This window comes from Ruminiclostridium hungatei, assembly GCF_002051585.1.
Taxonomy (GTDB): domain Bacteria; phylum Bacillota; class Clostridia; order Acetivibrionales; family DSM-1351; genus Ruminiclostridium; species Ruminiclostridium hungatei.
The window spans coordinates 56312-68957 of the sequence record NZ_MZGX01000033.1; the positions used below are offsets into that span (position 1 = coordinate 56312).

Below are 12646 nucleotides of genomic sequence, written 5' to 3' on the forward strand. Positions count from 1 at the left end.
TTTTGACGAAATACAAATTAACTATTATGTAAGCTCTTCAAGTGAATTAATTACCCGATAGCCTTTTACCACACTCAATATTTTCTGCAGAATATAATATTTTTTGTTCCTGCATAGCAAGACCGCATTTATTCCAAGTTTCCTGGCACCCAGGCAGTTATTGACATTATCATCTACAAAAATACACTTGCCTGGTCCGACCTTTAATTCTTCCAAAGCAGTCAAGAACATTTTTTCATTTGGTTTTGCAGCTCCAACTATTGAAGAAATAACAAAGGAAGAAAAATAGGAATAAAGGTGGCATGAAGGAAAACATCCTTTAGTGATGGCCACGCATCCGAAACAACTGCAAGCTTATATCTTTTATAAAGAATTGGAATCACATTGATTGCATCAGCAAAGAATTCAAATATTCACCAGCTCTTGAAAATGCAAGATTTCTTTTTTCAAAACTGATACTTTCATATTTACTTTTATCCACATAAGAAAAAAATTGGGACGGTATAAACCAATGACCAGTTTTAGGAGCATTTAGTACTCTTCCTGAATCCAAAAGAACTGCTTCAATATTAATCCGTATCATTTCCTCTCCTTGCAGCTTTAGATTTTCACATTAATAAAAAACTACCATTCAGATTAATTTGTTACAGATAGTACCCTATCCGGAAGGCTCCACTTTCAATCGGTTCATATTAAATCCAATTGCTTCTTTGCCACAGATTTTGCTTCTCTATGGCTGATGATATCCTCCGGTCCCAGGGTACTGCACAGCAACGGGGAATCAGGAGCATACTTTTCCGAATGCTTATTGACAACCTTTGAACTGTGATTGGCATAGCAATACTTACACCCGTTAAGGCAGGTATTATACATACCAATATCCACACTTGACACACATCCGCACTCAGGTCTTTGATTTTTATCCTTATCAGCCTTTAACGGACACCCGATAATTTTGGAAATAAGCTCATCATCCACACATTTTGCATGTCCGATTCCAAGGTGACTCAGTTCAATACCTTCTGCACAGGTATCAAGCTTAAGTCCATATCCGGAAGCAATTTCAAATAATTTCCCGGCAAGGGCCTCTTTCTCGTTATAAGTCAAAGAGACAATATCAAGCTGCTCAATATTTTTTTTAATTTTACTATAGAAATCTATAAAGCTTATGGTGCATTTTTGTGTATAATCTTTCAAGTGCTGTGCAAGCTTTTCAAAATATGCAATATGATAATCAATTGTGTATATTGGGTTTATTAAAATCGGATCGTATCTCCAGATGACTTTTTCAGCACCTATTTTGTCTGATAATCTTCTAAAGGTGTCTATTACTTCATCATTTTTTGAAGGGACATTTTGCTCCACATCTTTTCCATACGAATTCAAGGAAAACTGAAAATAGTATTTATAGTTTTTCAGCTCATCCAGCCTTTCCAACATAGGCTTGGGATTTTTAGACCAAAATACAATACAGTCAATAACCTCGGGAGAAAGGTCAATTCTGCTTACCTGGTGTATATTCATAGGATTTCTTACCAGGAGAAACCTATCCTTGATTCTGTTGAAAAACCAGTCAGAGTAATATGTGGGAATATCAGTCCTTCTGCTTGCACTTATGATCATATTATTACTTCCTATACTCAAATATTATTGACTTATTTACATATGTCTTTGGGTATACTGCCAGATTGTCTGGAAATTCAAATATATTACCAGTATTATTAATAGGTATGTATCCTCCATTATACGCTTTTTCAATCGGGAAATAAAACTGGGTGCACCGAGAAAATAAATTTTTTATTTCAGAGTCAAACCAATCCCTTCCGAAATCCCGATGATTTACTTCATTAAAAATAAAATAGCTGCCATTATTCATCTTATTTATTTCATTCTTCAGTATATTTAATAATGCTGTACCACTATTTACATCATTTCTCTTGATTGTAGAAAAGACCTTGCACATAAATACTATATCATAGCCCGCTAAAGAAAAGCCATTTAATAAATTCCGTGTTTCATAATCTCTATTTTGGTAAGCCTCTCTCAACCCATTCCAACTAATTTCCATATCGTATCCGGTATAGTCAAAAGTGATGTTTAAATTATTATCGTCTATGTATCTATCCAATGCATATGCATCAGGAGAAAAACCACATCCCAGAGAAAGTACCCTGATGCTACGTCCATTGAATTCTCTTTCAAGAAGTTGAGAAGCACTTAAATAATGATAAATTTCGCTGGCATAAGCCGGACCATAATTCATTGTATAATAGCAGAGCTTTTTTTGGCAATTATAGCTGTCTGCTCTTGAATAGTAATCTTCTCCCAGGCAATCATAACATGAGCAAATCCTACCATCATCATGGCAGCAATCAGATGCCAGAAATATGTCATTGCAACTTCCTGTTAATGTCTCAATACTCATTATAAATCCTCCGTAAATACAATATAGAAATCTATTACTATTTTTACATTATATTCCTTATAATGATTTATTTCAACATTATTTACCTTTACTACTTATTCCAAATCTATGGTTTTCTTGCCATATATAAATCAATAGTATCATATACTTTTATGCTGTTATTAAAATCATGAATCGCGTCCCGTATTCCATTAAAAAACTGTGATTTTACCGGCTCCGGCAGCGCAATATGGTCAGAATATGTGCTTATCAAAGCAATATAAGCCTCTGCGTTAAATTCTCTTACTTGCCTGTACAGCCGGCATTCCGCCTCAATAAAACCATATTTCTCAATAGTGCCGATTATTTTTTTATACCTCTCCTGAGGATTATTCAACTCAGCTTCAGCCTTTTTCATGCTTCCGGGGCCAAAATATTTCTCATATACCTTCTGCATTTTCAAATGCAGTGGGTCATTAAAGCTTTTAGGGGCTGGCTTATTCCAGAAAACCGATATAGCTCCTCCGCTTTTTAAAATATGGAACACTTTTGGATAGCCGATTTCCTCCGGAATCCAATGAAAGGCAGTCCCTGAAAACACCAGGTCGAACTTGTTGTTTTGCAAAGGTATTTTTTCAAAATCGGCATTTTCTATACGAAAGTTCTTATAAGACCTGAATTTGTTCCTTGTATACTCCGTAAAATTTTCTCCAAGCTCTATTGCCAGAACGGGGCTGCCCGTATTTAATATGGGTTCGGTGGCCTGCCCTGTGCCACAGCCTATTTCCAGACATTCCGTTTCAGAATTGAGCTTTGAATATTCTATAATATCGTTGAAAAGTTCTTTGCAGTAACGTGGTCTCCATTTATCATAATTTACAGCATCAATATCAAAGGATTTCCTTAAATCCACAATAACCTCCATAGCCTGCCATCCACTCCTGCTTCCCTATCGAAATAGTATAAATCTGATAAAAGGCAGAAGTATTAAAATTCCTGTGAATATCCACGCCCCATATTTGTTCTTCTCCTTATACACCTTGCCAAAGGTCCTGAAAACAAAAATCATGTTGGCAAATGTAAGGCAAATTACAAAAAAGAAAGCATCCATTGTATAATCCGGCCAGTATTTAGCAATATTAAAAAATATAACTACTATTGCCAGCTCAATTGCCAGCATTATTTTCAATACTCTCTCACTCATTTTTTCCACCTCTGTTCAATACTTACAAATAATACTATACACCGAATTAACTCATACTGCAATTCAAACGGCAGCTATCATATGCCGGACAAACGCCGTTCCGGGTCTCATAGCCCGCAAATGCTCTTAACCTGTTAAAGGATTGACTTTAAGGCAGGTTTATTATAAATTAATCTTATATATTTTCCGGAGGTGTCATATGCCATACTTTGAAAGGTCAAACAAATTTGCCAATATACTGATATTTTTCAGTATAATATTCTTTCTCATAGCAGTTGTAGTAATATTTAAAGGCAGCGTCCTGGACCAGGTTTTTCAATACAGCAATGGTAACTATGTAAGTTCGGGCATTTATTTCACAATTTTTATATTATTGTCCGTATTTACCTGTATTGTAGCAATAGCCCTAAAATGTGTAGTAAAAGACGCCAGATATGAATTTGCAGAGATAAAGAGGGAGCTCAGCGGGAAGTCATGATAATTCCCGCCATAGCTCGTTATGAATAGAGCAACATGCCTGTTATATAGCTTCCAACCGGTAAAAATTTATATGCCTGAGTGAAAGCTGGCAGCTTTTTAAGCCAAACTGCCTTGGCTCCATATTTTGTCATTTTCATCACAAAGCGCCTGATTCCCTCGAATCAGGCGCTTATATAAGTTTTTTATCAGTATCGGTTTTCTTACCATATATGGGGCAAATATCTCGCCTAAGGGTACAGCCTATAAAAAATCATGTGTGAATAAAAAAGCAATTCAGCATAAATTAAACGGCGATTCATGTAAATAATCCAACCCCATATTATTATATTAATTTACTACTATTTCCTGGTCATTCCTGTTAAAAAGCCTGACCTCAGAAGGGTCCTCTGACTTTGATGCCCATGATGTAATTCTGCAGAAGGTTATAAACTTCGGTTCTTTCTGTATAGGTATTTTATATTCTTCTATATTTACCCTTGCAGTAATGTAATCAATGGCAAAATCAGGGTTTGATCCGGCCAGAAGCAGATATTTGCCCTTTTTGGTCTCAATAACTTCATACCTTAATGAGTTAAAACCGTCAGTTACGGAAATAATTTTGTATTTATCGTTAATACCTCTTTTTAGTTCGGCATATGCTAAATTATTATCTTGCGAAAGCAGAACAAACTTTTTATTGTCAATATTGCATTCATCTATAGTATTTATTTTTTCAACAGTTTTTTCATATTTATTTTGAAACAGCAATAATTGTTTTTCCATATTTGAGGTATCAACTTTATAATTTGCTGAATATAAAATCATGAAGCCTGCTAAAAACATTAGTATGAACCCAGATATTATAACGATTTTTTTCATCTTACCTCCATGGGCCGACAGTCATGCAAACAGCATACTAATCAAATCCTCAATTAAGGCAAATTCCAGAAGCCGGCTTTTGTCAGTTTCTGAAATTCACTGATAAAACACCTTATACCACCGGTTAAGCGCGCTGAATAAATTCAACACATTTGAAATTGGAGCATCATCCTGGGAGAAAGTCAAACTAACATTAAGGATAATTTCTTCCGGTATTTCCCCATCAATTGCCTCCAATCTATTATGTCCGACTAATAGCTGACATTCCTGCTTGTCAGGGTTGTACTCTCTGAACCTCCGCTGAAATAAGTAGTATGATAAGTAACTAGTCGGTAGGTATAGCCCGAGGTTACATACCAGGTTTTTGACAAATTTACATAACTGCCGTTCTGAGAATTGGACCAGCTCATAATAACTACCCAACTGCCGTTCTTATACTGCTGAAGGCTGGCTGAAATATAGACACTGGTTGCATTTGTGTCTGCCAAAGTTTCTCCGTCAACATAAGCTTTGCCGCCTACAATGTCGAAGCTCTGTGTCGGCTGTATCATTGCAGTCCAGTACAAACTGCTGTCTTGCGCAAAAACATTTGAATTAATCAGTATGCTTAAAACCACCAGAAGAAATAAAGCCATTCCCTTTTTTTTACTTATCATATCCTCTCCCCCATTCTCTTTGGTCTATAGATTTAAAATTGATACAGTGATTTAATATCTACAATATATAAACCGAAAATAAACGGGCTGTGTTACAACATTTTCATATTTTTATTTAATTTTTTTTACACTTTTTGCGATGTTTATGACGGTTTTTTTATCCAGGGTTGAGATAAGGGAAAATGCCGTCGTATCATCATTCCATACCACAGAAGTTCTCTCTTCCCCATCAGAGGCCTTAACAGATAAATATCCTGCATTTGCGCCAATATAAATTTTATCCATCTGCGAATCTTCCGTATCGATAGAAAACGTGCTGGACTTAATTGGATAATAACTGAAATTTATTGTCAGTTTATTGTCTTTGTCAGAATAGATTATTCTTTTAATACTTCCCGTACTTATGGAATTCTTGATGGAAAAACCTCCGGGAATAGATACCGGAAGATATACCGTATCCCAATCCTCCGGTATACGGCTCATTTCAACCTCATTTTCCCTATTATCCTCAGTAAATACAAATGTAGTAAATCCGTCTTTTACGGTAACACACAAATTGAAGAAATTCACCCTGTATGCATCTACTGTTATAAGAAGAGTAATATTCAATATTAATACCAACATAAAACAAACCGCAACTTTTTTGCTCAAGCTCAAGATGTACTTTGTAACTGTCTTTCTCTTCCGAACTCTAAAGAGGGCCAGCATCCTTTTTTCAAATTCTTTTGAAATAGATAGGTTTTGAAGTAATTCCGCCTCAGCAGGCAATTCTTTTCCTGCTCTCTCACACTCAAGTTCCAAGGCATACTCCAAAATATCGCAGAATATCTTGTCTTTCAATTCCTTATTCATCTCTACTCACTCCGCTAAGCTTATTTTTTAGAAAGTTCCTGCCCCTGTATAATCTTATCCTGACATTCTCGTAGCTGATTCCTAATAAATGTGCTATTTCTTCCTCGCTATAGTGGTAAGCAAATCTGAGCATCAAAACATCACTATATTTTTTATCCAAACTTGAAATATTGTCCATTAATTCTTTAATTTTATCGTGGGAAATTACTATCTCTTCTACTGATAAATCCTGGTCTTCGATTTTCTCGGATAATTCATCATATCCATATTCCGAATGCTTTTTTCTCTTGTTGTACATATCAATTGATACATTTCTTACTATAATAACCAAAAAATTACGTGTTTTGTTACAAGCAATATCATTTATGGTATCAATTTTATTCAATAGTCTTAAAAACGACGTATGTACAGCATCTTCCGCAAGCTGCCAATCCTTAAGAATGTTATATGAAGTGTAAAGCATTATATTTTTATGAGCCAGATATAATTCCTCAAACTTTGACCGTCTATCTCTGTTATCCATGTTTAAGATTACCGTCAATATAATTCTCCTTTTTTTCTGTCAAAATATGGTTTCAACTTACTTCTTATTATACTATAATTTGGCTTTGCTGTTTAAAAGTACCATCCGGCTGATAAGCTCAAACGCAGTATGCTTTACAGGTGCTGAAAATGAGATGACTCCCCATAACTGAGGAGCCACGTACCACCAGGTGAGGTTATATAAATTTGAATTTGCTGGTATCCCAACTACAAGTCAAACACTTTATATAATATTTGTGCCGCCTCCGCTTTTGTTATGGCAGTTGAGGGATTAAAAGCCTTTCCCGATTCAATTGTTATTATTCCGTTTTGTACCAGCAACGCTATGGAGGGCCTGGCATAAGTACTTATTTTGCTGTAATCCTTCAGCGCCGACAATTGCTTCACTTCACCCGGACTATTAATGCCTTTATACTTTTTAAGTGCATTTGCTATAATTATTGCAAACTCCTGCCTGGAAATCCTGTCGTCAGGCCTGAATTTCCCATCCTTGCCGCCCCCCAGCAAGCCTGCTTGAGCAGCTAAAGCTATGGCAGAATAATACCTGTTTGACTTTTTTACATCTGTATAATTATTCTTTAAAGCTCCAGCCCCAATATTACCAATTATAAACTCCTTCACCAGCATATCCGCCAGCTCTCCTCTGGTAATACCTGCACCCGGATTGAAATTGTTACCCTTGTCAACACCTACAATACCCTTGGCCGCCAGAACCTCGATATATTTCCTGTAGGCCTCGTAACCCTTAAGGTCACTAAAGCTCACTTTATTTTCTTTAAGGAAATACTTGCTGAAATGCATGGTCGTGAAAACCACTGTTTTTGTCAAGGAATCATAGCATCCGGACATATTTTCAGTTTGTCCCTTTTCATCTAAATAGTAGGCAGTGATTTTTTCGGGGTCCTCTCCCTTTTTTGCCAGGTACGGAAGCCTGACTTCCACCGGCTTGCTGAAGCTGCTTATTTCAGACCTGGTTCCGTCACTGTTTACCACAAACAGCTTAAGGTCAAGCACAGGATTTTTGCCAATAGCCGATTTCTGAACACCCGTCAGATCTTTGATGGCACCGGCCCTTCTAAGCTCAACTGTAATCAAGCTGGCCGTCTTTTTAAACATTTCGGCTGTATCAATGGCTACGGCTCCCATACTGCTTGTAAGCTCAATACGGCTTATTCCCTTCTTCCCCAGGGTCCCCAGCAGTTCGGCAGGAAGGCTAGCTTTGAAAAAGTCAATATTTCCGTCAAGCCCGGTTTCAATTGTAACTTTTGACAGCAGCACCTTGTCTCTGGAACTAAGGCCGGCTGTCTTTAATTCCTTCTTTACATTATCGGCTCTGGTCAATAAACTTTTTATAACACCTTCGGATAAGCTCAAAGTTGCAGTATTTTTGACTACAGACGGTTTCACAGTTTCTTTCCCCAAAGCCTTTATCTCAGCCTTGAGCCTCTGATAGCCTTGTTTGTCCCCAGGCTTTACCGCTTTTCCCGGTGCATCAGGCTGAGTTGCTGCCACTGCCGGAGGCGTTGTTGAAGGAGCTTCAGGTACGGGCGGAACTATCCCCGGAGGCGGGGTGACGGGCGGGGGAGTCACAGGCGGGGGAGTGACCGGCGGAGGAGTAGAATCAACTATTGAAATACTGAATATGGAATCCCTGCCTGCACTAAACCTGAATTTTAGCAGTGCCGTACCGTTTGGCAGCGTCACAAGATAATTTTTGCTTATAGTTATGCTTCCGGCTGTACATGTGTAATGGACATCCTTTATCAGAGTACTGTTTCCGTTATAAATATCTGAAATTGTATTTCCTCTGAAATTTACAGGCACCACGATATCGGCCTGTAAGGAAGGCTTTTTGTCAAAACCGGCTGAATGTAAGACCTGTATGGAGTCATTAACTATATTTATGGTCTTTACTGCCGAGGCTGCCGCTACCTCAGCCTGGACTGCACCCAGCACAAAGGAAGTACCTGCTGTCCCGCTTTTAACGATCACTATACCAGTATCGGAGTTTACCGATACTGCATCCCTGTCACCGGTTACCGACCATAAGGCACTTTGCCTGCCTATTTTGTTTCCATGTGAATCCAAAGAATATGCAAAGTACTCCTGGGTCACATCTCCTGTTTCAGGAAGTGATATGCTGTCAGGCCCCTCTATTTTCATCCCTGCAGGTACAAATGTATATTTCTCCACGTCTGAGAGGACAGTGTGGCTTGAATTGCTGAATCCCCCCAGGGCATATATGTCATTGTTCAGGAAAATGCACTCCAGGGCAGTCCTGTCAGTAAACAGACTGTCAAAGGAGCTCCAAACTTTTGCCTCGCTATCGTAGGCTTCAACAAGTTCAACCTCCGAATAGGAGTCATTTCCGCCGATTATGTATAAATTGCCGCCTGCCACTGCCTGTCCTGCGTTGCATCTCGGCACCGAAATATCCTCTTCACGACTCCAGCTATTGGTGCCAGTATGGTAGGCCTCTACATTTGCTGCAAGTTCGCCGGCCTCATTCACTCCGCTTACGGTATATATTGTGTCTCCAATGGCAGCCGTACTGAAGCCATATCTTGGAGTCAGCATCTCTCCGATGACCTTCCATTCATCCTTTGCAGCATCATACTGCTCCAGTGACTTCACCACCGGAATATGCCCATAACCGCCCATGGCATAGAGCTTTCCGTCCACAGCCTGCAACCCGAAATTGCTTCTGGGTTGCTGCATTCCCTGTTTTTCGGTCCAGGTATCCGTGTGGGGATCGTACTCCTCGACAGTACCGTATGCTAAAAGACTGTTCTCTCCACCCACAGCGTATATTTTTCCATTGACAGTTTCCGCCTCAAGACCATATCTGGGGATATTCAAGCTTGCTGCCTGAGACCAGGTCTGAGTCCCCGGGTCAAATACTTCCACCGTACCCATGGCCTCACCAAAAGCATTCATACCTCCGATGACATAGATTTTCCCCTCCAGCTCCACTGCCGCAAAATCAGCTCTGGCTGAGGGCATATTAATACTGCCTGCCCAGTTTGCCCCGGCTTTTTGTACTTCAACAGCCCAGTCACTGACCTGCTTCCCTTTTCTTGCCCTGACCTTTACAAGATAGGAAGCCGCAGGAGCAGCCCCGGATATTACGTAGCTTTCAGACACACCATTATCAATGCTTGTCCCGTCAACCTCAACATCGTAGCCTGTCACCCCTGAGATACCCTTCCAGGTTACCCTTATCTCACTGCCTATAGACACAGCCTGTAAATCGGAAGGCTTTTCAACCGGATATAACTTGTCTATGTAATAATTTCCCTCGTACTGGTCAATTGCCAGTAAACTCCCACCTGCCGAAAACAATCCGGTTATATCTCTGGGTGCTGTATATTCACCCACTCTTTCAAGGCTGCTGTAACGGTATTCCACGTATGTCTTTCCAGTAGAAACATAAAACCTGTCATTGGGAAGATCGAAGGCAATTTTATAGAAGCTCTGACCTATGCTCCCCACATAACTCATATCAATTGATGAATCCTCATGGCATTTAAAAATTGAGCCGTATGAGTTGAACAGGTATTTGCCGTCGGGTGATATTTTAAAATATGACCCCAGGTAGCTCTCTTCCGCATCCAGGGGAGGTCCGTCCACCTGACCGGAAAGCTGCCCATTTTGAATGGGGTACATTTTAAAACCGTCGGATGAGGTATATGAATTCAACGAATAAATTCTTTTAAGCTCGGGATGAATTTCAATCATATTCAATTGACCCATATTAACAGACGACACCTGGGCTTTTGTACTTTCCGAATAAGACTTAATCTCATACCCTCCATCTGTTCGACCAGTAACATAAATAAAGCCGTCCTCGTCCGCAGCAATGTCATCCGGTACCATACCAATATCAAACCGGTCTATCAGTTTGAAGCTATCAGCGTCTACTACGGCAATAGAGCCGGTGGGAACAGACATTACCGGCGACTGCATTCCAACATACAGCTTGCCGTTTGCATATGCGATACACCCCGGGTTGGCCTCCACCCGGATTTCCTTGTAATTTCCCGTATCATAATCTATGGCATACAGTTTCTTCTCACCAAAACTCGCCACATATATTTCAGGCCTTACATCATCGATTATCGCATCAGCAGGACATATGCCCACATCTTGGGAGCTTATGAGCGGGATGCCACTTTCCGTTTTGATATTGTCTGCATTTTGAACCGCTTTATATGAATCCACCATACCGCCGGTATTGACTTTTGACTGCAAGTTATTCATTTTAAGGCAGCCGGCTTTTATTTCTTCAACTATCCGGTCAGGATTATCGGCAGGTGCCAGACTTTTCATAAGTGCCGCCACACCTGTGACAAAAGGTGCTGCCATGGAGGTTCCGCTCATATACCCATAGGAATTTTCAGGCAGTATATTAAAAATATCCTGTCCCGGAGCCGCCACATCGATTTCCCTGCCATAGTTGGAAAAACTGCACAGGTTTCCATCATTGTCAACTGCTGCAACATTTATCTGGTTTGACAGACCAAAGCATGCCGGATAACAGGGCCTCATATCAAGGTTTCTTCCATTGTTTCCCGCGGCACACACGAAAAGGATATCCGAAGCCTCCATTGCATCTCTTAATGCAAGGTCACTCCTGTCTCCGCCAAAACTGCAATTTATTATTTTGACTCCCCTTGCCTTGGCATAATTAATAGCTTCAATGGCATCGGCAGTATAGCCTGACCTGTTTATCATAAATTTCAGCGGCATTATTTTCACATTCGGGGCTACACCGCTTACTCCAGTATTGTTATTGATACTTGCGGCAATTATCCCTGCAATATTTGTACCATGGCTCTCATCGTCGCCTTTGTCATATACGCTGCTGTCATCATGTGCAAAGTCCCAGCCTGCAACAATATTGTTCCTGATATCAGGGTGATTGATATCTATGCCGGAATCCAGCACCCCTACGATTATTTCAGAATTCCCCTTTGTCATACTCCAGGCTTTTTGAATATTAATATCCACTCCGGTTGTGCCGTAACCGCCATTTATCAATTGCCCATTGTTGCTCATTCCCCACTGCCTGGCGTATAACGGATCATTTGGTATCTCATAGGCATTGAGTATGTAATTGGGCTGTACATATTCCACAGCCGGATTTTTTTCCAGCTCGGCTATGGCCGATTCCAGGCTTTGATACGGAGCCACCTGAACAAGCTCCATATTTTCACCTATCTGTTTAAGTGTTTTATAATTAAATTTTCTGCTGCTCTTTTCCTGTGACAGCGCTTCTGGAGAATCACCCTGCCCCTTGTATTTTATGATGAGCTCTCCCGAACTTTTCATATCTCCGGAAAAGCTGCTGTATTCGGTTGTACTGCCGTTATCCTTAAGAAATCCTGAAACATCAAAGTCAAGCCTGCCTTCAGCCCCATATGCGGTCCCCGCTTGTGCAAACATTACAGCAGCCACTGTAAATAAAGCTGCAACCCTGTAAAACAAGTTTTTTCTCGAAATCATTTTTTCCCCCAGCGCAAAAAATATTAAGTCGATTTTAATTGTCATAAATACCTATAATATATAATTTATAGAATTTATTGTTAATTATATATCATTGTTATAAAATAGTAAACTGTATAAAATTTTGTAAATTTTATAATATAA

At 39.6% G+C, this 12646-nt stretch carries 12 protein-coding genes; 1 reads left to right on the plus strand and 11 read right to left on the minus strand.

What is annotated here, in order from left to right; translation table 11 throughout:
* Window positions 1–24: 24 nt before the first annotated feature.
* The 6 genes from CLHUN_RS22600 to CLHUN_RS19865 all read right to left on the minus strand — a co-directional run bounded on the left by CLHUN_RS22600 (window position 25) and on the right by CLHUN_RS19865 (window position 3608).
* Window positions 25–333: an HAD family hydrolase gene (locus tag CLHUN_RS22600; protein WP_242656572.1), complete on the minus strand. Its 309-nt coding sequence runs from the start codon at window positions 331–333 to the stop codon at window positions 25–27.
* Window positions 334–379: 46 nt separating this feature from the next.
* Window positions 380–583 carry a hypothetical protein gene (locus CLHUN_RS22605; protein WP_242656573.1) on the minus strand — a complete coding sequence of 68 codons (204 nt, stop codon included), beginning with the start codon at window positions 581–583 and terminating at the stop codon, window positions 380–382.
* Window positions 584–687: 104 nt separating this feature from the next.
* Complete coding sequence (locus CLHUN_RS19850) at window positions 688–1623, minus strand: DUF1848 domain-containing protein (protein WP_080066435.1); 936 nt, start codon at window positions 1621–1623, stop codon at window positions 688–690.
* Window positions 1624–1627: 4 nt separating this feature from the next.
* Window positions 1628–2425: a hypothetical protein gene (locus tag CLHUN_RS19855; RefSeq protein ID WP_080066436.1), complete on the minus strand. Its 798-nt coding sequence runs from the start codon at window positions 2423–2425 to the stop codon at window positions 1628–1630.
* A gap of 106 nt (window positions 2426–2531) precedes the next feature.
* Window positions 2532–3317 carry a class I SAM-dependent methyltransferase gene (locus tag CLHUN_RS19860; RefSeq protein WP_080066447.1) on the minus strand — a complete coding sequence of 262 codons (786 nt, stop codon included), beginning with the start codon at window positions 3315–3317 and terminating at the stop codon, window positions 2532–2534.
* 36 nt (window positions 3318–3353) lie between these two features.
* On the minus strand, window positions 3354–3608 hold the full coding sequence (locus tag CLHUN_RS19865) for a hypothetical protein (RefSeq protein ID WP_080066437.1): 255 nt from the start codon (window positions 3606–3608) through the stop codon (window positions 3354–3356).
* A gap of 199 nt (window positions 3609–3807) precedes the next feature.
* On the opposite strand from CLHUN_RS19865, the gene CLHUN_RS19870 reads away from it, so the two are divergent.
* Window positions 3808–4086: a hypothetical protein gene (locus CLHUN_RS19870; protein ID WP_080066438.1), complete on the plus strand. Its 279-nt coding sequence runs from the start codon at window positions 3808–3810 to the stop codon at window positions 4084–4086.
* 329 nt (window positions 4087–4415) lie between these two features.
* Here CLHUN_RS19870 and CLHUN_RS19875 read toward each other — a convergent pair whose 3' ends face one another.
* The 5 genes from CLHUN_RS19875 to CLHUN_RS19895 form a co-directional block, all read right to left on the minus strand.
* The gene (locus CLHUN_RS19875; protein WP_080066439.1) at window positions 4416–4946 is read right to left on the minus strand and encodes a hypothetical protein; all 531 of its coding nucleotides are present in this window, start codon (window positions 4944–4946) and stop codon (window positions 4416–4418) included.
* Between the two features lie 251 nt (window positions 4947–5197).
* Complete coding sequence (locus CLHUN_RS19880) at window positions 5198–5602, minus strand: hypothetical protein (RefSeq protein WP_080066440.1); 405 nt, start codon at window positions 5600–5602, stop codon at window positions 5198–5200.
* Between the two features lie 111 nt (window positions 5603–5713).
* On the minus strand, window positions 5714–6442 hold the full coding sequence (locus tag CLHUN_RS19885) for a DUF4367 domain-containing protein (protein ID WP_165755804.1): 729 nt from the start codon (window positions 6440–6442) through the stop codon (window positions 5714–5716).
* A 4-nt stretch (window positions 6443–6446) separates the two neighbouring features.
* Window positions 6447–6995 carry an RNA polymerase sigma factor gene (locus CLHUN_RS19890; protein ID WP_080066442.1) on the minus strand — a complete coding sequence of 183 codons (549 nt, stop codon included), beginning with the start codon at window positions 6993–6995 and terminating at the stop codon, window positions 6447–6449.
* A 209-nt stretch (window positions 6996–7204) separates the two neighbouring features.
* Complete coding sequence (locus CLHUN_RS19895; RefSeq protein WP_165755805.1) at window positions 7205–12502, minus strand: S8 family serine peptidase; 5298 nt, start codon at window positions 12500–12502, stop codon at window positions 7205–7207.
* Between the last annotated feature and the right edge of the window lie 144 nt (window positions 12503–12646).